This is a genomic window from Halomonas alkalisoli, assembly GCF_021412585.1.
GTDB lineage: Bacteria > Pseudomonadota > Gammaproteobacteria > Pseudomonadales > Halomonadaceae > Halomonas > Halomonas alkalisoli.
Window position 1 is genome coordinate 134,865 of record NZ_JAKCMI010000027.1, and the last position, 23,578, is coordinate 158,442.

Annotated in this window: 15 protein-coding genes; 12 read left to right on the forward strand and 3 right to left on the reverse strand. The window is 65.0% G+C overall.

Features of this window, described 5'->3' with window-relative positions:
• Positions 1-51: 51 nt before the first annotated feature.
• The gene (locus LY622_RS12080; RefSeq protein ID WP_234291112.1) at positions 52-2,580 is read right to left on the reverse strand and encodes a penicillin-binding protein 1A; all 2,529 of its coding nucleotides are present in this window, start codon (positions 2,578-2,580) and stop codon (positions 52-54) included.
• 266 nt (positions 2,581-2,846) lie between these two features.
• On the opposite strand from LY622_RS12080, the gene pilM reads away from it, so the two are divergent.
• The 12 genes from pilM to eno all read left to right on the forward strand — a co-directional run bounded on the left by pilM (position 2,847) and on the right by eno (position 19,943).
• Positions 2,847-3,908 carry a type IV pilus assembly protein PilM gene (pilM, locus tag LY622_RS12085; protein WP_234291113.1) on the forward strand — a complete coding sequence of 354 codons (1,062 nt, stop codon included), beginning with the start codon at positions 2,847-2,849 and terminating at the stop codon, positions 3,906-3,908.
• Entirely contained in the window at positions 3,905-4,471 is a 567-nt protein-coding gene (locus LY622_RS12090) for a PilN domain-containing protein (RefSeq protein ID WP_234291114.1), read from the forward strand. The genes pilM and LY622_RS12090 overlap by 4 nt, the downstream gene beginning before the upstream one ends.
• On the forward strand, positions 4,468-5,091 hold the full coding sequence (locus LY622_RS12095) for a type IV pilus inner membrane component PilO (RefSeq protein ID WP_234291115.1): 624 nt from the start codon (positions 4,468-4,470) through the stop codon (positions 5,089-5,091). The genes LY622_RS12090 and LY622_RS12095 overlap by 4 nt, the downstream gene beginning before the upstream one ends.
• The gene (locus LY622_RS12100) at positions 5,088-5,618 is read left to right on the forward strand and encodes a pilus assembly protein PilP (RefSeq protein WP_234291116.1); all 531 of its coding nucleotides are present in this window, start codon (positions 5,088-5,090) and stop codon (positions 5,616-5,618) included. The genes LY622_RS12095 and LY622_RS12100 overlap by 4 nt, the downstream gene beginning before the upstream one ends.
• Before the next feature lie 76 nt (positions 5,619-5,694).
• Positions 5,695-7,797: a type IV pilus secretin PilQ gene (locus LY622_RS12105; protein WP_439649586.1), complete on the forward strand. Its 2,103-nt coding sequence runs from the start codon at positions 5,695-5,697 to the stop codon at positions 7,795-7,797.
• A complete protein-coding gene (gene aroK / locus LY622_RS12110) occupies positions 7,797-8,339 on the forward strand; it encodes a shikimate kinase AroK (protein WP_234291118.1) in 543 nt (180 codons plus the stop codon). The genes LY622_RS12105 and aroK overlap by 1 nt, the downstream gene beginning before the upstream one ends.
• Positions 8,340-8,344: 5 nt before the next feature.
• A complete protein-coding gene (gene aroB / locus LY622_RS12115) occupies positions 8,345-9,457 on the forward strand; it encodes a 3-dehydroquinate synthase (RefSeq protein WP_234291119.1) in 1,113 nt (370 codons plus the stop codon).
• Between the two features lie 461 nt (positions 9,458-9,918).
• The gene (gene gltB / locus LY622_RS12120; protein ID WP_234291120.1) at positions 9,919-14,370 is read left to right on the forward strand and encodes a glutamate synthase large subunit; all 4,452 of its coding nucleotides are present in this window, start codon (positions 9,919-9,921) and stop codon (positions 14,368-14,370) included.
• Positions 14,371-14,394: 24 nt separating this feature from the next.
• Positions 14,395-15,816 (forward strand): FAD-dependent oxidoreductase, encoded by a 1,422-nt coding sequence (locus LY622_RS12125; RefSeq protein ID WP_305038582.1) that lies wholly within the window; start codon positions 14,395-14,397, stop codon positions 15,814-15,816.
• 241 nt (positions 15,817-16,057) lie between these two features.
• Positions 16,058-17,719, forward strand: coding sequence for a CTP synthase (gene pyrG, locus LY622_RS12130; protein WP_234291121.1), 1,662 nt, complete (start codon positions 16,058-16,060; stop codon positions 17,717-17,719).
• A gap of 17 nt (positions 17,720-17,736) precedes the next feature.
• The gene (gene kdsA, locus LY622_RS12135; RefSeq protein WP_234291122.1) at positions 17,737-18,588 is read left to right on the forward strand and encodes a 3-deoxy-8-phosphooctulonate synthase; all 852 of its coding nucleotides are present in this window, start codon (positions 17,737-17,739) and stop codon (positions 18,586-18,588) included.
• Positions 18,589-18,650: 62 nt separating this feature from the next.
• Positions 18,651-19,943: a phosphopyruvate hydratase gene (gene eno, locus LY622_RS12140; protein WP_234291123.1), complete on the forward strand. Its 1,293-nt coding sequence runs from the start codon at positions 18,651-18,653 to the stop codon at positions 19,941-19,943.
• Positions 19,944-20,455: 512 nt separating this feature from the next.
• Here the strand turns inward: eno and fdxA are convergent.
• Entirely contained in the window at positions 20,456-20,779 is a 324-nt protein-coding gene (gene fdxA, locus LY622_RS12145; RefSeq protein ID WP_234291124.1) for a ferredoxin FdxA, read from the reverse strand.
• A 160-nt stretch (positions 20,780-20,939) separates the two neighbouring features.
• Complete coding sequence (gene mutS, locus LY622_RS12150) at positions 20,940-23,516, reverse strand: DNA mismatch repair protein MutS (protein ID WP_234291125.1); 2,577 nt, start codon at positions 23,514-23,516, stop codon at positions 20,940-20,942.
• Positions 23,517-23,578 lie beyond the last annotated feature (62 nt).

The following is a 23,578-nucleotide window of genomic DNA, read 5'->3' on the forward strand; positions in this document are numbered from 1 at the left end:
GTTGGCAAGACGTGAAAGGCGGCGTCCCTGCCGCCCGGTGAAGCTGTCGGGTCAGAAGATCGCCTCGTAGCTCCCGCTCCCCTGGGAGCCACTGCTCTGCTCGACCTCCTGCTCGATACGGCGCGGCTCCATGTCCGGCAGATAGTCGGGATGGAATATTTCGGTGATGCCGCCGGACTGGCCGTCGGTGAGACGGCGTCCGGTCTGGCCGTCGACCCTTGCCTGCACCAGGCCGGAGGGCGCTTCGGGCCTGGCATCGGGGCGACCATCGAGGGCGTGTTCCATGAACTCGATCCAGATCGGCAGGGCGGCATTGCCCCCATACTCGGCGATGGTCTCGTTGTCATCCTTGCCGATCCAGACGGTCGCCACCAGGTCGCGGTTATAGCCGGCAAACCAGCCGTCGCGCTGATTGTTGGTCGTGCCGGTCTTGCCGACCACATCGCTGCGGTTGAGGCTGAGGGCGGCGCGACCGGTTCCGGTCTCGATCACGTCGCGCAGCATGTCGGTGAGGATATAGACCGCAGTGGGGTCGGCTACCTGGGGGGCGACCCGATAGGTCCTGCCGTCGATCTGCACCTCGGCCTGGTCCTCGCGGCACTCCCGGCAGGCGATCATCGGGCTGGCCTCTTCGATGAGGTTGTCGTCGCTGGTGCGAGTGACTCGCTCGATGAACCAGGGCGAGACCTGATAGCCGCCGTTGGCCAGCACGGCATAGGCGTTGGTCATCTCCAGCGGGGTCAGGTCTGCGCTGCCCAGCGCCAGCGACAGGCCGCGAGGGAGTCGGTTCGAGGCGAATCCGAAGCCCTCCAGATAGTCGATGGTGGCGTCCAGTCCCAGGGTCTGAAGTACCCGTATGGTCACCAGGTTGCGTGAGCGGGCCAGGGCGACGCGCAGCCGTGTCGGGCCGAGGAAGTCACCGCTGGCGTTCACCGGGCGCCAGATCTCGTTGCTGCCATCCTGCAGTACGACCGGTGCGTCGTTGACCACGCTCGAGGCGGTCATCAGGCCGGTGTCGAGAGCCGCCAGGAAAACGAATGGCTTGAAGATGGAGCCGGACTGGCGCTGGGCCTGCACCGCCCGGTTGAACTTGCTGGCATTGAAGCTGAAGCCGCCCTGCAGGGCGAGGATGGCGCCGGTATCGGGCTCAAGTACCACGATCGAGCCTTCGGCGTCGGGCCGCTGGGAGAGCCTCAGGCTGCCGTCTTCCCGCTGCAGGATGCGAACCAGGTCGCCGGTGCTGGCGATCTCGGAGGCGGAGCTCGGCTCGGGGCCGCGGGCACGCGGGTTGCGGTAGGCGCGGGCCCAGCTCAGGCCGCCCCACTCCACGGTCTGCAGTTCGCCGCCGCGGGTCATGACCTGCAGCTCGCGGCCTTCGTTGGCGACGACGATGGCGGGCTGCAGGGGGCCGAACCCCGGGGTGCGCTCCAGCACTCGCAGCCAGTTGCTGACATCGCCATCGACGCCCTCGATTTCGGTCTGGCTGCGCTCGGCCGCCTGGCGGGCCGTTTCCAGGACTTCGGGCGACTCGGACAGCTCCTCCTCCAGCCCGCGACGCTCGGTGCGCGCCTGGGCCTCGGCAAGGCTGCTCGGGATGTCGGTCTCTTCCGGGCCGCGCCAGCCATGTCGGGTGTCGTAGTCGATCAGTCCGTTGGCCAGGGCGTCGCGGGCAAAGGGCTGGAGTTCGCTGTCCAGGGTGGTGTGAATGCGATAGCCGCCGGTATAGGCGTCCTCGCCGAAGCGTTCCACCGCATACTGGCGCGCCATTTCGGCGACATAGTCGGCGTCTACCTCGACCTGGGCGACGTGTCGGCGGGCGGTGATGGGCTCCTGCACGGCGGCCTCATAGCTGGCCTGGTCGATATTGCCGAGCTGGCGCATCCGATAGAGGATCCAGTTGCGCCGGATCAGCGAGCGCTCCGGATTGGCCAGCGGGTTGAAGGCGGAGGGCGCCTTGGGCAGGCCAGCAATCATCGCCTTCTGGGCAAGGCTGAGTTCCTCGAGGGGCTTGTCGTAGTAGACCTCGGCCGCTGCCGCAATGCCGTAGGCGCGGTTACCGAGGAAGATCTTGTTGACGTAGAGCTCGAAGATCTCCTCCTTGGTAAGGATTCGCTCCATCTGCAGCGCCAGCAGGATCTCGCGAATCTTGCGGGTGAAGGTGCGGTCCAGGGTCAACAGGTAGTTGCGTGCCACCTGCATGGTGATGGTGGAGCCGCCGGACTGGATGTCGCCGCCGCTGGAAGCCAGCTCCACGGCGGCGCGCGCCAGCCCGCGCGGGTCGACGCCGCGGTGTTCGAAGAAGGCGGCATCCTCGGCGGCAAGCAGCGCCTGGATGAAGTCGTCGGGAATCTCGTCGAAGTCCACCGCCATGCGGCGCTCTTCACCGTATTCACCGATCAGCTTGCCGTCGCGGGTGAAGATGCGCAGGGGAGTGTGCAGCTCGAAGTCCTGGAGCTGGCGCACGTCGGGTAGCCCGGGCGTGAAGTAGAGAGCTGCGCCGGCCACACTGAGCAGGGCCGTGGTCGACAGCGCTATCAGCAGCCAGAAAGCCGAGAAAATCAGGGTCTTGATCCACTTCATGTAAAGGCGGTATCCGTGGTGAGGGCAGGATGGAAAGGGCGACGATGAAGCTGGCCTTCACTGGCGTCGACCATTATATGAATCCAGGCCGTCGGTCACCAGCGTTGAGGCGTTGGAAGTCCAACTTTGTGTGACAACGGCCAATATCATGTAACCTCGATGCTACAGAGCAGGGTATTATCTTTCTGAGCCTTGTCGCTCAGGCGATCTAAGGCGTATCGATAACAAGCGGAATACCGCGACTGATTACGCAGGTATATGAATTGATGCGACTCAGAGCCTCGGGCAAGGGGTTGATCGGCGTCGATATCACCTCGGCGACGGTCAAGCTGATCGAGCTCAAGCGAGCCGGCTCCCATTATCAGATCGACAGCTATGCCGTCAGGCCCTTGCGGGAAGGTGCCGTGGTCGAGCGGCGCATTCGTGACATGGGCGAGGTGGCCGATGCCTTGCGCCGTGCCGTGGAGAGTGCGAGGCCCTCCTCGAAGCTCGCCGTGGCCGCCGTTCCGGCCAGTGCCGCGATCACCAAGACACTGACGATGCCCGCCTCGCTCAATGACGATGAGATCGAGGCGCGCATTCAACTCGAATCAGACAAGCATATTCCCTTTCCGTTCAGTGAGGTCGCCTTCGACTTCCAGCGGCTGGGTCTCAATGCACGCTACGGCGACCAGCAGGACATCCTGCTGGTCGCCTGTCGCCAGCAGGATGTCAATCAGTTGACCGATGCCCTGGTTCAGGCGGGGCTGACGCCGGCGGCGGTGGATGTCGAAACCTTTGCCATGGAGCGTGCCTTCACCGAGCTTCGCCATCAGTTGCCGCCTGCTGGCGAGAGCGACGACTGCGTGGCACTGGTCGATATCGGGGCGACCATGAATGCCTTTCACGTCGTGCGCGAGGGTCGCGTCACCTACAGCCGGGATACCGTCTTCGGCGGGCGCCAGCTGACCGAGGAGATTCGCGTCCGCTATGGGTTGACCCTGGAGGAAGCCGGCCTGGCCAAGAAGCGTGGCGGCTTGCCCGAGGATTACCAGACCAGCGTGCTGGCGCCCTTTCTCGATACCCTGGTCCAGCAGGTCGGCCGCTCGCTGCAGCTCTACTACACAGCCGGCCGCAAGCACGAGGTGCGGCGCATGGTGCTGGCCGGCGGGTCCAGCGTGATTCCCGGCCTGGCGGAGCGGCTGGCACAGGAGAGCGGCATGGAGGTGGTGATCGCCAACCCCTTCCTGCGCATGCGGATCAATACCCGTATCGACGTCCAGACCCTGGCCAGTGATGCACCCGCCATGCTGACGGCATGCGGCCTGGCAATGAGGTCGGCATCATGACGATCGAGATCAACCTGCTCCCCTGGCGCGAGCGGCAGCGAGAGCGTCGCAGCCGGCGCTTCTATGTCGCCATGGGGATGGTGGCGGTGCTGGGCATGGTGGGGGGGCTGGGCATGACCTACCACTACCAGGAGGCACTGTCGGCCCAGGAGCAGCGCAACGCCCATATTCGCGACCAGATGCAGCGCCTGGAGGGCGACATTCGTTCGATCAGCGAGTATGAAGCGATTCGTGAGCGCATGATCGGCCAGATCGAGGTCTTCAGCGACCTGCAGCAGGGGCGCTCCCAGACGGTGCATGTCTTTCGCGACCTGGCCACCAGCCTGGTCGACGGCGTGCACTATACCGAGCTGAGCCGCCAGGAGAGCCGGCTGCGGCTCTCCGGACGCGCCGAAAGCAATCATCAGGTATCCGATCAGCTGCGTGGGCTGTCCGCGGCCCCCTCCCTTTCCGAACCGGTGCTGTCGGAAGTCGAGGCCGATGGCGGCGCCAGGCGGCGCTTCAGTCTCAGTGTGGTCCAGCTGGCGGGCCAGCCATCCGGCTCGAATGAGGAGGCGCCATGAACCTGCAGGCTGAGATGCGTCGCTTGCGCGAACTCGACTGGCGAGAGCTGGACATCAAGGAGGCGGGCACCTGGCCGTGGCTGCTTCAGCTGATCTGCTGCGTGCTGATATTCGGCCTGACCTTTGCCGGCATGCACTGGTATCTCGCCAGCCCCAAGGCGGCGGAACTGCAGCAGGTGGAGGCCGAGGAGCGTCAGCTGTTGCGCGACTATCGCAACCGGGCCGCCCAGGCAGCCAGGCTGCCGGACATGCTCGAGCAGATGGCGGTGCTCGAGTCCCGCATGGATCAGCTCATGGCCATGTTGCCGTCGGGGGCCGAGATTCCGTCGCTGATCGACAGCATCAGTGAGATCGCCATCGACAATCAGCTGTCGATCGATTTCATCCGCCTGCGCGGCACGGTGGAGCGCGATTTCTATATCGAGCGACCCTTCGACATCCAGGTGGAGGGGCAGTACCACCATATCGCGGCCTTCCTGGCCGGCATCGCATCGCTGCCGCGTATCGTTACCCAGCATGACTTTACCCTGACGCCGGTAGAGGGTGGCGATCGCCTGCGGCTGTCAATGCTGGCTCGCACCTACAGCTATCGTCCTACGGCCCAGGAGGCATCGCCATGAGAGAGATGCGGCGCTACTGGCGGGTGGTAGGCGGTGGCCTGATGCTGGCGCTTGCCGGCTGTGCGGATCCTCAGCTGTCTTCGCTCGACCGTGAGCTGGCCACGATTCGTGCCAATCCCGGCACGCCGGCATCCCTGGAGCTGCCACAGGTGCCGAGCTACGAGGCGACGCCTTATGAGCAAGGGGACCGTCGGAGCCCCTTCCGGCCACAGCTGCCGGAGCCTGAAACGGCACCGGCCGGTGAAGCCGGGCTGGCACCGGATGCCGATCGGTCTCGCGAACCGCTGGAAGCCTATTCGCTGGAGGAGCTGGAGCTTGTCGGCGTGCTGGCCATGGGGGGGCAATCCAATGCCCTCATCAAGGCGCCGGATGGAGAAGTGCATCGTCTGCAGATCGGGCGTCACATGGGGCGAGATCATGGCAGGATCGTCAGCATCACGGGCTCCTCGGTGCAGCTGGTGGAGCTGGTGCCCACGGGCGGGGGCGGCTGGGTAGAGCGCAACACGCGTCTCGCGCTGGACAACTAGAACTGGACAACTAGAAATGACGGCTGCATCACCGCGTCCGAACAGGGCGTGGGCTCAGGCGGGGGGAACGGTAACGATGATACAGATGATTCGCGCAATGGCAGGGTTCTGCCTGCTGGCAGTGTCCTCGGCAGCGCTGGCGACGACGACACTGACCGGCCTGGATTTTCGACAGGGGGAGAGCGGGGAGCTCCAGGTGGACCTCACCTTCAGTCACGGGGTGCCGGAGGTCCGCGGCTATCGGCTGGACGACCCTGCGCGACTGACCATCGACCTGGTCGATACCGCCAATCAACTGGAGCAGCGCCGGATGGAGCTGGGCATCGGGGGCGTCGAGCAGGTCACCGCCCTCGAGGCGGGGTCGCGCACCCGGCTGGTCTTCAACCTCGAGGGTCCGTTGCCCTATGACACCACCCAGCAGGGCGATCGCCTCAGGCTCTCCATCGGCGGTGGGGCCTCTGCGCCGAGGGTGGCGGCCGCGCAGCAGCCGGAGCCTCGCCCGGCGGCGCCGGTACCCGTCAGCAGCAGGCCTGTGATCGAAGATATCGACTTCCGTCGCGGCGAAGGCGGCTCGGGAAGGCTGATCGTTACCTTCGACCGCGCTGGCGTCGATGCGCGGGTGCGGGAAGAGGGGCGCAGCCGTATCGTTGCCGAAATGCGCGACGTGGAGCTTCCGGCATCCCATGACCAGGTGCTCGACGTCAGCGATTTCAATACACCGCTACGCCGCATCACCCCGCGTGTGGGTCGTGATGGCGTGACCTTCGATATCGAAGGCAGCGGGGAATTCGCCATGCTCTCCACCCAGAGCGGCCGGCAGCTGACCATCGAGGCGCAGCCGGTTACCCAGGACGAACGCGACCAGCGGGTGCGTCAGCAATTTCCCTATACCGGGGAGCGTATCACCCTCAATTTCCAGGATATCGAGGTCCGCTCGGTGCTGGCGGTCATCGCCGACTTCACCGGCCTCAACCTCGTCGCCAGCGATAGCGTGACCGGGCGTGTCACCCTCAACCTTCAGGACGTGCCCTGGGACCAGGCGCTCGACCTGGTGCTCAAGAGCCATGGCCTGGCCAGTCGTCAGGAAGGCAATGTCATCGTTGTGGCCCCTGCCAGCGAGCTGGCCAATATCGAGCGTCAGGAGATCGAGGCCAGGGCGCAGGTGGAGACGCTGGCGCCGCTGGTTTCGGAGTACGTGGAGGTCAAGTACGCCCGGGCCGAGGACCTGGCCCAGCTGCTGCGCGGTGGCGACGGCTTCGGCCTGCTCACCGAGCGTGGCCGGGTCGCGGTGGACCAGCGCACCAACATGCTGCTGATTCAGGACACCGCCGACCAGGTGCAGGAGATCCTGCGCACCCTCGACCAGCTAGACGTGGCGGTGCGTCAGGTGCAGATCGAGGCGCGCATCGTGATCGCCCGGGATGGCGTGACACAGCAGCTTGGCGTTAACTGGGGAGTCTCTTCTTCACGTCCAGTTAGAGGTGTTTTTGGAAGCAGTACTCGCGATGGATTGACCTTGGGTGACGGGATATCGCTCAATCCTGATGGGCGGGTGGATCGAGAGTTCACTACTCGTTCGACCCGAAGCGGCGGTTTGGCTGTCGACCTGGGTGATTTTCAGAACGCTGCCTCGACCTTTGGCTTTGGGTACCTTTCGGGGGATATCCTCCTCGACCTGGAGTTGCGTGCGCTGGAAAGCGAGAACCAGAGTCAGACGATTTCACAGCCGCGAGTCATCACCGCCAATCAGCGTAAGGCAACCATCATCCAGGGTGAAGAGCGTGCTTATCAAACAGTTGGGACAGACGGTATTCCGCAAATCGAATTCAAAGAGGCTGAATTATCGCTGGAGGTTACACCGCAGATCACGCCGGATAATCGCATCATCATGGACCTGGTGATCAAGAACGACAGTTTTCGCGATGTTACAGGCGGGCAAGAGCCGCCCATTGACACCAATCGCATCGAGACCCAGGTGCTTGTCGATAACGGTGAGACCGTGGTGCTGGGCGGCATCCTGACCACCGAGCAGCTTAGCCGGCTGGCGAAGACGCCCTTCTTCGGTGACCTGCCTGTGCTGGGCAGGCTTTTCCGGTACAATGAGGAGAGCAGCCAGAAAGTCGAGCTGCTGGTTTTCATTACTCCACGGATACTCGAAGACGGTCTGGCGATTCGTTGATGCAGGATTTGCCCAATCTGATACTGGTCGGCCCCATGGGGGCCGGCAAAAGTACCATCGGCCGCCTTCTGGCGGCCGAGCTGTCACGTGAGTTCTTTGATAGCGACCACGAGATTCAGTCTCGCTGCGGCGCCGATATCCCCTGGATCTTCGACGTCGAGGGCGAAGACGGCTTTCGCCAGCGTGAAGTGCAGATGATCGAGGAGCTGACCCGGCTCGACGCCGTGGTGATCGCGACGGGCGGTGGCGCCGTGCTGCGCGAGGAGAATCGCCGCCGCCTGCGCGAGCGGGGTACCGTGGTCTACCTGTTTACCACCGTCGAGCAGCAGCTCAAGCGGGTGGCCAAGGACCGCAATCGCCCCCTGTTGCAGCGCCCCGACCGGGAAGCGACGCTGCGCGAGATGTTCGAGTTGAGAGACCCCCTCTACCGCGCCACCGCCGATGTCGTGGTACGTACCGACCGGCGCAGCCCCCGCGCCGTGGTCAACGAGATCGTGCGTCGCATCCAGCGGCTGGTCGACCCCCTTCAAGCCAAGGCCTGATGCCCATGACCCTGACGCAATCCCCCGCCCCCCAGCGCAGCCTCCAGGTCGCGCTGGGCGAGCGCAGCTACCCCATCCATATCGGCCCCGGTCTGCTGGGCGATGCCACCTGGCTGTCGCCCTATCTCGCCGGTCGTCAGGTGATGATCGTGACCAACGAGACGGTGGAACCCCGCTATCTGGCGCGCTGTCGCCAAGGGCTTCCCGAGGGCCTCGAGGTAGAGGAGCTGGTGTTGCCCGATGGGGAGGCGACCAAGACGCTGGAAAGCGTGAGTCGGATCTGGGACGCCCTGCTGGCGGCGGGGTTCAATCGTCGCTGCACCCTGATCGCTCTGGGTGGCGGGGTGATCGGCGATATGGTCGGCTTCGCGGCCGCCTGCTATCAGCGCGGGGTGGCCTTCATCCAGGTGCCGACCACCCTGCTTTCCCAGGTCGACTCCTCGGTGGGTGGAAAGACCGGCGTGAATCACCCGCGCGGCAAGAACATGATCGGGGCCTTCTGGCAGCCCCAGGCGGTGCTGATCGATACCGATACCCTGCTGACCCTGCCGCCACGGGAGCTGTCGGCGGGCCTGGCGGAGGTGATCAAGTATGGCCTGATCCGCGATGCCGACTTCCTCGGCTGGCTGGAGGAGAACATGGCGGCGCTGCGTGATCTGGATGCCGCGGCGCTGACCCAGGCCATCGAGCGCAGCTGTACGATCAAGGCCGAGATCGTTGCCGAGGACGAGACCGAGCAGGGGGTTCGTGCCTTGCTCAACCTGGGGCACACCTTCGGCCATGCCATCGAGGCTCACCAGGGCTATGGCAACTGGCTCCACGGCGAGGCCGTGGGTACCGGCATGCTGATGGCGGCCGAGCTGTCGCAGCGCCTCGGCTGGCTCTCCGTGGCGGAGGTGGCGCGTACCGCCGCCATCATCGAGGCTGCCGGCCTGCCGCTGCTGGCGCCTGCCGACATGACGGCCGAGGACTTTCTCGACCGCATGCGGCTCGACAAGAAGAACGTCGACAGCCGTCTGCGCCTTATCCTGCTGCGCAGCCTGGGCGATGCTCGGCTGGATGACGAGACGCCCCCCGAACTGCTGACGGAGTTGTTGGCTACCTTTCCGCGCCACTGATCCCTTCCCGTGCCTGGATAAAGGAAGGCGCGTCGATCCATCCGGCTTTGAGCATGCAACGCCCGTCTGCGACGGGCGTTGCTGTTTCTGCCGCCTATCGCCATGCAGGAAAGCGATAAATCTGTATGCCTTATGCCGGATCGGTATGGGGAAAAATGGCGATATTAGACTAAAGTCTATACCTCTCGGGCGTGCCGTTTGAAAACCGTTTATGGCGAGTGCAAGTTATTGAACTACAGGATTTTTTCCTGCGTTTTGCTGGGGCAAGTTGCGGATTTGGCGGGAGTTTTCATGGGGCGGGAAGTGGACGGGAATTGCGCGCTACACCCCATGGTGTCTATGCTGGGCGTCCTTTTTCTCCCGACAGCAGTGCGCCGCTTTTTTGCCCGCAATAAATAAAAAACGAGAAATAATATAAACTCTCTGCTGTTAAGTCAATACTCTTTTTTTGAGGCACGCCCATGAACAGAGGCCTTCATCATCCCGGTGAGTTTCGCGACAACTGTGGCTTCGGCCTGATCGCCCACATGGAAGGGCAGGCCAGCCATGACCTGCTCCGGACGGCCATCGAGTCACTGACCTGCATGACCCACCGTGGCGGTATCGCTGCCGATGGCAAGACCGGCGATGGCTGTGGCCTGCTGCTGAAGATGCCCGGCGCCTTCATGCGTGAGGTGGCAGCGGAGGCGCTCGGCGTCACCCTGGGCGAACACTTTGCCGTCGGTGCGATCTTCCTGCCCGACGATGACGCCAAGGAGGCCCGTGCGCGCGGCATCCTCGAGGGTGAGCTGCGTGCCTGTGGCCTGGTCATCCGGGGCTGGCGCGACGTGCCGGTGGATCCGGCCTTCTGCGGCCCCATGGCGCTGGCGTGCCTGCCGCGCATCCGCCACCTGTTCGTCGAGCCGGGCAAGTCGAGCGATCCTGAGCGCTTCGACGTCGACCTGTTCATGGCCCGCCGCCGCGCCGAGCAGATGCTGCGCGACGAGGAGGACTTCTACGTCTGTTCGCTCTCCACCGAGGTGGTCTCCTACAAGGGGCTGGTGATGCCGGTGGATCTTCCGGCCTTCTACCATGACCTGGGCGATGAGCGCCTGGAGACGGCCATCTGCGTCTTCCACCAGCGCTTCTCGACCAATACGGCGCCGCGCTGGCCGCTGGCGCAGCCGTTCCGCATGCTGGCCCACAACGGCGAAATCAACACCATCGAGGCGAACCGTGGCTGGGCCAACTCGCGGAAGGAGAACTTCGTCAACGAGCGGCTGCCCGACATCGCCGAGCTGGACGAGATCGTCAACACGGTCGGCTCCGACTCATCGAGCATGGACAACATGCTCGAGGTGCTGCTGATGGGCGGCATGGAGCTGCATCGGGCGGTGCGCATGATGGTGCCGCCGGCGTGGCAGAACGTCGAGACCATGGGGGCTGAGCTGCGCGCCTTCTATGAGTACAACTCCATGCACATGGAGCCCTGGGACGGCCCCGCCGGTGTGGTGATGACCGATGGCCGCCAGGCGGTCTGCATGCTCGATCGTAACGGCCTGCGTCCGGCGCGCTGGGTCATCACCAAGAACGGCTACATCACCCTGGCCTCCGAGATCGGTACCTACGGCTACAAGCCGGAAGATGTCGTAGCCAAGGGGCGCGTGGGGCCGGGCCAGATGCTCGCCGTGGATACCCAGACCGGTGAAGTGCTGCATACCGCCGATATCGATGAACGGCTGAAGTCCGCCTACCCCTACAAGCGCTGGCTGAAGGAGGAGGCGCACTACCTGGAGTCGGCGCTGACCGAACTTGCCAGCTTCCAGAACATGGATCATCAGGCGGTCAATACCTGGCAGAAGATGTTCCAGGTCAGCTTCGAGGAGCGCGACCAGGTGCTGCGTCCGCTGGCGGAGAGCGGCCAGGAGGCGGTGGGCTCCATGGGCGACGACACGCCCATGGCGGTGCTGTCGCGCAAGCATCGGCTGCTGACCGACTACTTCCGCCAGAAGTTTGCCCAGGTCACCAACCCGGCCATCGATCCGCTGCGTGAAGCGATCGTGATGTCGCTGGAAACCTGCATCGGGCCGGAGCTCAATGTCTTCAAGGCCACGCCGGAGCATGCGCACCGCATCATCCTCACTACCCCGGTGCTGTCGCCGCGCAAGTTCACCGCCCTGCTCGAGCAGGACGATCCGACCTTCGCCAGTCACATTCTTCCGCTGGGCTATGATCCCGAGCGGGTCGGGCTCAAGGCGGCACTCGTCGAGCTGTGCCGCCAGGCCGAAGCCGCGGTACATGACGGCAAGGTGATCCTGGTGCTGTCGGACGCCAATCTCGAGAAGGGTCAGCTGCCGATCCATGCGGCCCTGGCGGTCGGCGCCGTGCATCATCACCTGGGCAAGCTGGCACTGCGCCCGCGAGCCAACATCGTGGTCGAGACCGGCTATGCCCGGGATGCCCACCAGATGGCGGTACTGTTCGGCGTGGGCGCCACCGCGGTCTTCCCGTGGCTGGCCTACCAGGTCATGGCGGACATGCATCGTACCGGTGAGCTGGTCGGCAACCCGGCGGACGCTCGCGAGAACTACCGCAAGGGGATGCAGAAGGGCCTCTACAAGATCCTCTCCAAGATGGGCATCTCGACCCTGGCCTCCTATCGCGGCTCCCAGCTCTTTGAAGCAGTGGGGCTGCATTCGGAGGTGATGGACCTGTGCTTCAGCGGCATGGCCTCGCGCATCGAGGGTGCCGGTTTTGCCGAGCTGCAGCTGCAGCAGGAGCTGCTGGCGCGGGACGCCTGGACGCCGCGCAAGGGTATCTCCCAGGGCGGCCTGATGAAGTATGTGCACGACCACGAGTATCACGCCTACAACCCGGACGTGGTGATGGCCCTGCAGCAGGCCGTGCAGGAGGGCGACTACGCCAAGTGGAAGAAATTCGCCGCGCTGGTCAACGAGCGTTCGCCCGCCACCCTGCGTGACTTGCTCAGGCTCAAGCCGACCGAATCACCGCTGTCGCTGGACGAGGTGGAAACGGTCGAGGAGCTGATACCTCGCTTCGACAGCGCCGGCATGTCGCTGGGCGCCCTGTCGCCCGAGGCCCACGAGGCGCTGGCCCAGGCCATGAACGAGGCCGGTGGGCGCTCCAACTCCGGCGAGGGCGGCGAGGATCCCTCTCGGTACGGCACCATTCGCAGCTCCAAGATCAAGCAGATCGCCTCGGGCCGCTTCGGCGTCACCCCGGCCTACCTGGTCAATGCCGACGTGCTGCAGATCAAGGTGGCCCAGGGTGCCAAGCCCGGCGAGGGCGGCCAGTTGCCCGGCGGCAAGGTCAACGACCTGATCGCCCGGCTGCGCTACTCGGTGCCCGGCGTGACGCTGATCTCGCCACCGCCGCACCACGATATCTACTCCATCGAGGACCTGGCACAGCTGATCTTCGACCTCAAGCAGGTCAACCCGGAAGCGCAGGTGTCGGTGAAGCTGGTCTCCGAGCCGGGTATCGGCACCATCGCCACCGGCGTGGCCAAGGCCTACGCCGACCTGATCACCGTCTCCGGCTACGACGGCGGTACCGCGGCGAGCCCGCTCACCTCGATCAAGCACGCCGGCTCTCCCTGGGAGCTGGGCCTGCCGGAGGTGCACCAGGCGCTGCGCATCAACGGCCTGCGGGACAAGATTCGCCTGCAGACCGACGGCGGCCTCAAGACCGGTCTCGACGTGGTCAAGGCGGCCATTCTCGGCGCCGAGAGCTTCGGCTTCGGTACGGCACCGATGGTGGCCCTGGGCTGCAAGTACCTGCGCATCTGCCACCTCAACAATTGCGCCACCGGTGTCGCCACCCAGCACCAATACCTGCGTGACGAGCATTTCCGCGGCACCGTGGACATGGTCAAGAACTACTTCCGCTTCATCGCCGATGAAGTGCGTGAGCTGCTGGCGATGATGGGGGTGCGCAAGCTGACCGACCTGATCGGCCGCACCGACCTGCTCGAGGTGCTGGAGGGCGAGACCGCCTCCCAGCGCAAGCTCGACCTGTCGCCGCTGCTGACCAACGACTTCGTGCCGGCGGATGCGCCGCAGTTCTGTCAGGTCAGCCGCAACGTGCCCCACGACCCGGGCGCCAAGAACCAGGAGGTGCTGGCCGCCATCGAGCGGGCCATCGCCGACAGGAGCGGCGGCGAGTTCGCTTTCACCATCACCAACTGCGACCGCTCGGTGCCGGCGCTCTCCTCCGGTGCGGTGGCCAAGCAATACGGTGAGGCCGGGCTCGAGGATGACCCGATCACGCTGCGCTTCGAGGGCGTGGCCGGCCAGAGCTTCGGGGTGTGGAACGCGCGCGGCCTGCACCTCTACCTGGAAGGCGATGCCAACGACTACGTGGGCAAGGGCATGAACGGTGGCAAGGTCGTCATCGTGCCGCCACGGGGCAGCCGCTTCGCCAGTCACGAGACCGCGATCATCGGCAACACCTGCCTGTACGGTGCCACCGGCGGCAAGCTGTTCGCCGCCGGTACCGCCGGCGAGCGCTTCGGGGTGCGCAACTCCGGTGCCCACGCCGTGATCGAAGGGGCCGGCGACCACTGCTGCGAGTACATGACCGGCGGCATGATCTGCGTGCTCGGCGAGACCGGCGTCAACTTCGGTGCCGGCATGACCGGCGGCTTTGGCTATGTTCTCGACGAGGACCGCTCCTTCGTCGACCGCTACAACCATGAGCTGGTGGAGATCCACCGGGTCAATACCGAGGCCATGGAGGCCTATCGGCGTCACCTGCGGGAAGTCATCGAGGAGTTCGTTGCCGAGACCGGGTCTGCCCGGGGGCGCGAGATACTCGACGACTTCAGCGACTACGTGCGTCATTTCTGGCTGGTCAAGCCCAAGGCGGCGAGCCTGGGCAGCCTGCTCGACGAATCCCGTAGGCGCCCCGAGTAAGCCGGATTTCCCAGGAGACAAGACATGGCCAATCGTTTGACCAACAACGACTTCCAGTTCATCGACGTGGGTCGCCAGGACCCGCAGAAAAAGGATGCCCGCACCCGTGCGCGGGAGTTCGGCGAGATCTACGAGCCGTACAAGCCCCAGGAGGCGGCAAGCCAAGCGCACCGCTGCCTGCACTGCGGCAACCCCTACTGCGAGTGGAAGTGCCCGGTGCACAACTACATTCCCAACTGGCTGCAGCTGGTGGTGGAGGGCAATATCCTCGAGGCGGCGGAGCTGTCCCACAAGACCAACACCCTGCCCGAGGTGTGCGGCCGGGTATGCCCCCAGGATCGCCTGTGCGAGGGGGACTGCACCCTCAACGACGGCTTCGGTGCGGTGACCATCGGCTCGGTGGAGAAGTACATCACCGACACCGCCTTTGCCATGGGCTGGCGCCCGGACATGTCCCAGGTGGAGTGGACCGACAAGAAGGTCGCCATCATCGGCGCCGGCCCGGCGGGCCTGGGCTGCGCCGATATCCTGGTGCGCAACGGCGTCAAGCCCGTGGTCTTCGACAAGTACCCGGAAATCGGCGGCCTGCTGACCTTCGGCATTCCCGAGTTCAAGCTCGAGAAAACCGTAATGGAGCGCCGCCGTGCGGTCTTCGAGGAGATGGGCATCGAGTTCCGGCTCAATACCGAGATCGGCCGCGATATCGACTTCGAGGCACTGCTCGCGGAGTACGATGCGGTCTTCCTCGGCATGGGTACCTACAAGTACATGACCGGCGGCTTCCCGGGCGAGGATCTGCCGGGCGTGCACAAGGCGCTCGACTACCTGATCGCCAACGTCAACCACTGCCTCGGCTTCGAGAAGGATCCGGCGGACTATGTCTCGCTGGAAGGGCAGAAGGTGGTGGTGCTGGGCGGTGGCGACACCGCCATGGACTGCAACCGCACGGCGATCCGTCAGGGCGCCTCGATGGTGACCTGCGCCTACCGCCGCGACGAGGAGAACATGCCGGGTTCCAAGCGCGAGGTGAAGAATGCCCGCGAGGAGGGGGTGGAGTTCCTGTTCAATCGCCAGCCGGTGGCGGTGGTGGGCGAGGGCAAGGTCGAAGGCGTGAAGGTGGTGCGTACCCGGCTTGGCGAGCCCGATGAGAACGGTCGCCAGCGTCCCGAGGTGGTGCCGGGTTCCGAGGAAGTCCTGCCTGCCGATGCCGTGGTCATCGCCTTCGGCTTCCAGCCGAGCCCCTCGCCCTGGTTCGAGCCCGCGGGCATCGAGCTCGACGAGCGCGGCCGGGTGCTGGCGCCCGAGCATGGCACCTACGCCTTCCAGACCGCCAATGAGAAGATCTTCGCCGGTGGCGACATGGTCCGCGGCTCCGACCTGGTGGTCACCGCCATCCATGAAGGACGCCAGGCCGGCGAGGGCATCCTCGACTACCTGGGTGTGTGACGATTGCGGCCCCGCTGGTGAGCGGCGCCGGGGACGGGGCGGAGCGGAGGTCATTCTTCATGGATGAAGAATGTAGCGCCCAGGGAGGGGTTCACAGCGCCTCCGCGAAGACCTGTCGCCGGAACAGCCGCGGGTGCTGGCCTGACCGAAATTGAGCCATTGGTCGTAATCTGCTAGTCTGTCGTCCCATCCTGGCGCAGCTTCCTGCCGCGCCTCATGATCACGTTTCGACAGGTTCTCCATGACACGATATATCTTCGTGACCGGCGGCGTTGTGTCCTCTCTCGGCAAGGGCATCGCGTCGGCCTCGCTGGCGGCGATTCTCGAGGCGCGCGGCCTCAAGGTCACCATGCTCAAGCTGGATCCGTACATCAACGTCGACCCCGGCACCATGAGCCCCTTCCAGCACGGCGAGGTCTTCGTCACCGAGGATGGGGCCGAGACCGACCTGGACCTGGGCCACTACGAGCGCTTCATTCGTACCAAGATGACCCAGGGCAACAACTTCACCACCGGCCGCGTCTACGAGCACGTGCTGCGCCGCGAGCGCCGTGGCGACTACCTGGGCGGCACCGTGCAGGTGATCCCCCACATCACCGACGAGATCAAGCGCCGGGTCTATGCCGGTGGCGAGGGCTTCGACGTGGCCCTGGTGGAAATCGGCGGCACCGTGGGCGACATCGAGTCGCTGCCGTTCCTGGAGTCGATTCGCCAGATCCGAAGCGAACTGGGCATGAGTCGGGCGATCTTCATGCACCTGACGCTGGTGCCCTACATCAAGACGGCGGGCGAGACCAAGACCAAGCCGACCCAGCACAGCGTCAAGGAGCTGCGCTCCATCGGTATCCAGCCCGACATCCTGATCTGTCGCAGCGAAGTGGAGCTCGAGGAGACCGAGCGGCGCAAGATCGCGCTGTTCACCAACGTCGAGGAGCGTGCGGTCATCCCGCTGCAGGATGCCGATACCATCTATCGCATCCCGCTGATGCTCCACGAGCATGGCCTCGACGAGATCGTCTGCGACAAGCTGCGCCTGGAGGCGGAAGAGGCGGATCTCACCGAGTGGGTTCATGTGCTGGATGCCAAGCTCAACCCGCTCAAGTCGATCAACATCGCCATGGTCGGCAAGTACATGGAGCTGCTCGACGCCTACAAGTCGCTCAACGAGGCGCTGATCCATGCCGGCATCCAGACCCGGGTCAAGGTCAACGTCGACTACATCGACTCCGAGGATATCGAGCGCCACGGCACCGAGCGGCTGGCCGGCAAGGACGCCATCCTGGTGCCCGGCGGCTTCGGCGAGCGCGGCGTCGAGGGCAAGATCGCCACGGCCCGCTTCGCCCGGGAGAATGGTATTCCCTACCTGGGTATCTGCCTCGGCATGCAGGTGGCGGTGATCGAATATGCCCGGCACGTGGCCGGCTGGGAAGACGCCAACTCCACCGAGTTCACCCATGACACCCAGCACCCGGTGGTCGGCCTGATCACCGAGTGGCTCAACGCCGAGGGCAAGATCGAGGTGCGTGATTCGGCCTCGGATCTGGGCGGTACCATGCGCCTGGGCGGGCAGGTCTGCCACCTGAGAGCAGGCACCAAGGCCCGTGACGCCTATGGCGCCGACGAGATCGTCGAGCGCCATCGCCATCGCTTCGAGGTCAACAACCAGTTCATCGACGAGCTGGAGCAGGCAGGGCTGGTGGTTTCCGGCAAGAGCGTCGACAACTCCCTGGTGGAGATGATCGAGCTGCCCGACCACCCCTGGTACGTGGCCTGCCAGTTCCATCCGGAGTTTACCTCCACCCCCCGCGATGGCCACCCGCTGTTCACCGGCTTCATCAATGCGGCACTGGAGCACAAGAACGTTCGTGCCCGCCAACAGGCCCAGGCGCAGCCACAAGGCTGAGGGGCAAAGGAGTGTCCATGACAGACGCACAACGCATCATCGACATTGCCGGCCTCCAGGCCGGCAATTCGTTGCCGCTCATGCTGCTCGGTGGCATGAACGTGCTGGAGTCCCGCGAGCTGGCCCTGGAAGTAGCCGAAACCTACGTCGAGGTGACCGGCCGCCTGGGCATCCCCTTCGTGTTCAAGGCCAGTTTCGACAAGGCCAACCGCAGCTCGATCCACTCCTTCCGCGGTCCGGGCCTGGAGAGGGGGCTGGAGATACTGGCCGAGGTCAAGTCGCGCTTCGGCATACCCATCATCACCGACGTGCACGAGCCCTGGCAGGCCGCACCGGTGGCAGAGGTCGCCGACATCATCCAGCTGCCGGCCTTTCTCGCCCGTCAGACCGACCTGGTGGTGGCCATGGCCGAGACCGGGGCGGTGATCAACCTCAAGAAGCCACAGTTCCTGGCGCCCCACGAGATGCGTCACATCATTCGCAAGTGTGAGGAAGCCGGTAACGACCGCCTGCTGCTCTGCGAGCGCGGGTCGAGCTTCGGATACAATAATCTGGTGGTTGATATGCTCGGTTTTGGTGACATGAAGCAGACCGGCTATCCGGTCTTCTTCGACGTCACCCACTCCCTGCAGCGGCCGGGCGGCCGGGCGGACAGTGCCGGAGGCCGCCGCGAGCAGGTTGGCGAGCTGGCCCGGGCCGGCGTCGCCGTAGGGCTGGCCGGCCTCTTCCTGGAAGCGCACCCGGACCCGGACAACGCCAAGTGCGATGGCCCCTGTGCGCTGCCCCTGGACCGGCTCGAGCCCTTCCTGGCGCAGCTCAAGGCCATTGATGACATGGTCAAGGGCTTCCCTGCGCTGGACATCACCTGATACTCACTGACTCACTCAACGCTGATTCATAAGACTGATTCATAAGAATAGGACGACACACGATGACCAAGATTGCCGATATCCTTGCCCTCGAGGTGCTCGACTCCCGCGGCAACCCCACCGTGCAGGCCGAAGTGCGCCTGGAGAGCGGTGCGGTGGGCGTGGCCTGTGCGCCCAGCGGTGCCTCCACCGGTTCCCGCGAGGCGCTGGAGCTGCGCGACGGCGACAAGGCGCGCTACCTGGGCAAGGGCGTGCTGAAAGCCGTCGAAGCGGTCAACGGTGCGATTCGCAGCAAGCTCGTGGGCATGGATGCCCGGGATCAGCGCGGCCTGGATAACGCCATGCTCGCGCTGGACGGCACCGACAACAAGGCCTCGCTCGGCGCCAACGCCATCCTGGCGGTGTCGCTGGCTGCCGCCAAGGCGGCCGCCAACGCCAAGGGTGTGCCGCTCTATGCACATATCGCCGAGCTCTACGGCCAGCCTGGCCGCTACAGCATGCCGGTGCCGATGATGAACATCATCAACGGTGGCGAGCATGCCGACAACAATGTCGATATCCAGGAATTCATGATTCAGCCGGTGGGCGCGCCGAATTTCCGCGAAGGCCTGCGCATGGGTGCCGAGATCTTCCACGCCCTCAAGAAGGTGCTGGCCGCCCGGGGGCTCTCCACGGCGGTGGGCGACGAAGGCGGCTTCGCCCCCAACCTGGCTTCCAATGCCGAGGCGCTGGCGGTGATCAAGCAGGCCGTGGCGGATGCCGGCTATACCCTGGGCGACGATATCACCCTGGCGCTGGACTGCGCCTCCTCCGAGTTCTACAAGGATGGCCAGTACAACCTGGCCGGCGAGGGGCAGTCATTCGATGCGGCGGGCTTCGTCGACTACCTCGCCGGCCTGTGTGACGACTATCCCATCGTGTCCATCGAGGACGGCATGGACGAGTCCGACTGGGATGGCTGGAAGGCGCTCACCGACAAGCTGGGCGACAAGGTGCAGCTGGTTGGCGACGATCTCTTCGTCACCAATACCCGGATTCTCAAGCGCGGCATCGACGAGAAGATCGGCAACTCCATCCTGATCAAGTTCAACCAGATCGGCTCGCTCTCCGAGACCCTGGATGCCATCAGGATGGCCCAGGACGCCGGTTTCACCGCCGTCATCTCCCACCGCTCCGGAGAGACCGAGGACACCACGATCGCCGACCTGGCCGTCGGCACCGCGGCAGGCCAGATCAAGACCGGCTCGCTGTGCCGCTCCGACCGCGTGGCCAAGTACAACCGGCTGCTGGTGATCGAACAGCAGCTGGGTGGGCAGGTCGAGTACCCGGGACTTGCCGCCATAAAGGGTCAATGAGCCGTCGCCGCAGTACTCACTACTGAGTAGCCGGCCGACGACATTGACTACACGGCTTGTAGGAAATCACCTACAAAAAGCCGACGTTATAAGCTTAGTTTAAGGCAGGAAGATCGGCGCTCATGGCGTCGGTCTTTTTTTATCTATCTGTTTTAAAAAGGCATTTTTATTTTCGGAGGGCAAAAGTTAAGTTAGGATCGAGGGCTTGGCGCAGTTGCGTCCTTTTGGGGAAGTGCCACAATACGCTTGGGACAAGGGAGAGCGGGATGGCTTTCCGGCAGGATGCAAAACGGGATGCGTTAAAGATGGTGCGCCCGGTGCGACAGGATGTCGCCTCCGGGCAGGGACGTTACCACAAGGAGTCCGGACGGAGGGACCCGTCCGAGGAGTAGCTGGAAGCCGGGCGGCCTGAGGGTCGCCTTTTCGGCTATGCATGACGCTTGAATATGCATAACGCTTGAAAGCAAAGCGCCGGACGTCATCGACGTCCGGCGCTTTCTTATGCGCTCGGCTTAGCGCTCCAGGTGCTGCAACTTGCCCGGCTTGCCATCCCACTCTTCGGCATCGGCCGGTGGGTCCTTCTTCTCGGCAATATTGGGCCAGACCTCGGACAGCTCGGCATTGAGGGCGATGAACTCCTCCTGCCCCTCCGGCAATTCGTCCTCGGCGAAGATGGCCTCCGCCGGGCATTCCGGCTCGCACAGGGCGCAGTCGATGCATTCGTCCGGGTGGATGACCAGGAAGTTGGGGCCTTCATAGAAACAGTCCACCGGGCAGACTTCGACACAGTCGGTGTACTTGCACTTGATGCAGTTCTCGGTGACGACAAATGTCATGCCTGTCTCCCTCCTCGGGGCCGGGGGTGTGCGGTGCCCGATCTGGTGATGATTGAGCATCAGGTTGATAGGCCTGATGGTTATAAAAAAATCCGTTTATATAATCTGCGCTCGGAGAAACGCTTCATTCTAGTCATGCGCCACGGTGGGAGCAAGCCGACTAGATGCGCTCGCGCCATTCATAGAGCAACTCCAGCGCCTGCCGCGGGGTCAGCGCGTCGGGGTCCAGCCCCGACAATGCCTCGATCAGCGGGTGCGGCGCAGTGGCGAACAGGTCGGTCTGCAGCGGGGCCGGCTCGCCGTTGCTGCGCAGTGGCAGGCGGCTGCCCTGGTCGACCTCCTGCTGTTCCAGCTGCGCCAGCTTCTCCCGAGCCCGGGCGATCACTCCCTGGGGGACGCCGGCCAGTTGGGCCACCTGGAGGCCGTAGCTCTGGCTGGCGGGCCCGTCTTCGACCCGGTGCATGAAGACGATGCCGTCCCTGTGCTCGGCGGCGGTGAGGTGAACATTGGCCACCCCTTCGGCCTGCTCGGCCAGGGCGGTCATCTCGAAGTAGTGGGTGGCGAACAGCGTAAAGGCCCGGCTCCGGGTGAGGTGTTCGGCGCTGGCCCAGGCCAGCGACAGGCCGTCGAAGGTGCTGGTGCCTCGTCCGATCTCGTCCATCAGCACCAGGCTCTGCTCGGTGGCATTGTGCAGGATGCTGGCGGTCTCGGTCATCTCCACCATGAAGGTCGAGCGGCCCCCGGCAAGATCGTCGCTGGAGCCGATGCGGGTGAAGATGCGGTCCACGGGGCCGACGCGGGCCGCATCGGCGGGGACGAAGCTGCCGGTATGGGCCAGCAGGGTGATCAGTGCCGCCTGGCGCATGTAGGTGGACTTGCCGCCCATGTTGGGGCCGGTGATGACCAGCATCCTGCGGCTGTCGTCCATGATCAGGTCGTTGGGCACGAAGGGGGTGTCGCTGACCTGCTCCACGACCGGGTGCCGGCCGCCCCGGATCTCGATGCCGGGGGTGTCGAGCAGCTGTGGGCGCTCGAAGCCGAGCGCCTGGGCGCGCTCGGCAAAGGTGGCCAGCACATCCAGCGACGCCAGTGCCTGGCCGGTGGCCTGCAGCTCGCCCAACTCGGCATTGAGCGCATCGAGCAGGCTCTCGTAGAGCAGCTTCTCCCGGGCCAGGGCGCGGGACTTGGCCGACAGCGCCTTGTCCTCGAACTCCTTGAGCTCGGGAATGATGAAGCGCTCGGCATTCTTCAGCGTCTGGCGGCGGACATAGTCGACCGGGGCGTCCTGGGCCTGGGCGCGGGGGATCTCGATATAGTAGCCGTGTACCCGGTTGTAGCCCACCTTGAGGCCGGGCAGGCCGGTGCGCTCGCGCTCCCGGAGTTCCAGCTTGATCAGGTAGTCGCCGGCGTGTTCGGCCAGGCCGCGGTACTCGTCGAGTTCGGCGTCGTACCCGTCGCGGATCACGCCGCCATCACGGATCACCACCGGCGGGTTGTCCATCAGCCCGCGGCTCAGGGTGTCGGCCAGTTCGGGATAGGGGCGGATATGGTGCTGAAGATCGTCCAGGGCGGTGCCGTCGCTGAAGGCACTGAGCTCCTGCTGCAGCGCCGGGAGCGCGAGCAGGGCGTCACGCAGCCGAGCGAGGTCCCGGGGCCGGGCGCTGTAGAGTGCCACCCGGGCCAGGATGCGCTCCACGTCGCCGATGGCCTTGAGCAGCTCGCGCAGCGTGACGAAGGCCTCCTGGTCGAGCAGCAGGGCGACCGCCGCCTGGCGATTCTGGACCAGGGCGCGGTCGCGGAGCGGACGGTTGAGCCAGCGCTTGAGCAGTCGCGAACCCATGGCGGTAGCGGAGGTATCGAGTACGCTGGCCAGGGTGTTGTCGGCGGTGCCGCCGAGGTTGGTATCGATCTCCAGGTTGCGCCGGCTGGCGGCATCGATCACCACAGCATCGTCCCGGCTCTCCACGCCCAGCGCGGTGACATGGGGCAGGCGCGAGCGCTGGGTGTCACGGGCGTATTCGATCAGCACGCCGGCGGCGGTGATGGCGGCCTCGAGATGGGCGCAGCCGAAGCCGCGCAGGTCCTGGCACTGGAACTGGTCGCACAGGGTGCGGGTGGCACCGTCGTGATCGAACAGCCAGTCGCTCTGGCGGCGCAGGCCGCGGCGCCCCTCCAGGGCCGGCGGCAGGGTCAGGCTCTCCGGCACCAGCAGCTCGGCGGGGTCGAGGCGCTGGAGCTCGGCCAGCATCTCGCTCTCGCCTTCCACTTCGAGCACGCTGAAGCGGCCGCTGGAGAGTTCCAGCCAGGCCAGCCCCCAGCAGTTACCCAGGGGGTGCACGGCCACCAGCAGGTTGTCGCGGCGGGCATCGAGCAATGCCTCGTCGTAGAGGGTCCCGGGGGTGACGATTCGCACCACCTTGCGCTCGACCGGGCCCTTGCTGGCGGCCGGGTCGCCGAACTGCTCGCAGATGGCCACCGACTCGCCGGCCTTGACCAGGCGGGCGAGGTAGCCTTCGGCGCTATGGTAGGGTACCCCGGCCATGGGGATCGGCTTGCCCGCCGACTGGCCGCGCTGGGTCAGGGTGATGTCCAGCAGCGCCGCGGCGCGCTTGGCGTCGTCGAAGAACAGCTCGTAGAAATCGCCCATCCGATAGAAGAGCAGCACCTCCGGATGCTCGCGCTTGATCTTCAGATATTGGGTCATCATGGGCGTATGCTGGGCGCTGGCCTGTGACATGGGGGTCCTGTGCTGAGCGGTCGGTTCCGGGTCTCTGACGCGGCGATGGTGCCACGGCCTGC

Coding starts and splice junctions, on each gene's coding strand:
- LY622_RS12080 (WP_234291112.1), bottom strand. CDS start 2,580: ATGAAGTGGATCAAGACCCTGATTTTCTCGGCTTTCTGGCTGCTGATA.
- pilM (WP_234291113.1), top strand. CDS start 2,847: ATGCGACTCAGAGCCTCGGGCAAGGGGTTGATCGGCGTCGATATCACC.
- LY622_RS12090 (WP_234291114.1), top strand. CDS start 3,905: ATGACGATCGAGATCAACCTGCTCCCCTGGCGCGAGCGGCAGCGAGAG.
- LY622_RS12095 (WP_234291115.1), top strand. CDS start 4,468: ATGAACCTGCAGGCTGAGATGCGTCGCTTGCGCGAACTCGACTGGCGA.
- LY622_RS12100 (WP_234291116.1), top strand. CDS start 5,088: ATGAGAGAGATGCGGCGCTACTGGCGGGTGGTAGGCGGTGGCCTGATG.
- LY622_RS12105 (WP_439649586.1), top strand. CDS start 5,695: ATGATACAGATGATTCGCGCAATGGCAGGGTTCTGCCTGCTGGCAGTG.
- aroK (WP_234291118.1), top strand. CDS start 7,797: ATGCAGGATTTGCCCAATCTGATACTGGTCGGCCCCATGGGGGCCGGC.
- aroB (WP_234291119.1), top strand. CDS start 8,345: ATGACCCTGACGCAATCCCCCGCCCCCCAGCGCAGCCTCCAGGTCGCG.
- gltB (WP_234291120.1), top strand. CDS start 9,919: ATGAACAGAGGCCTTCATCATCCCGGTGAGTTTCGCGACAACTGTGGC.
- LY622_RS12125 (WP_305038582.1), top strand. CDS start 14,395: ATGGCCAATCGTTTGACCAACAACGACTTCCAGTTCATCGACGTGGGT.
- pyrG (WP_234291121.1), top strand. CDS start 16,058: ATGACACGATATATCTTCGTGACCGGCGGCGTTGTGTCCTCTCTCGGC.
- kdsA (WP_234291122.1), top strand. CDS start 17,737: ATGACAGACGCACAACGCATCATCGACATTGCCGGCCTCCAGGCCGGC.
- eno (WP_234291123.1), top strand. CDS start 18,651: ATGACCAAGATTGCCGATATCCTTGCCCTCGAGGTGCTCGACTCCCGC.
- fdxA (WP_234291124.1), bottom strand. CDS start 20,779: ATGACATTTGTCGTCACCGAGAACTGCATCAAGTGCAAGTACACCGAC.
- mutS (WP_234291125.1), bottom strand. CDS start 23,516: ATGTCACAGGCCAGCGCCCAGCATACGCCCATGATGACCCAATATCTG.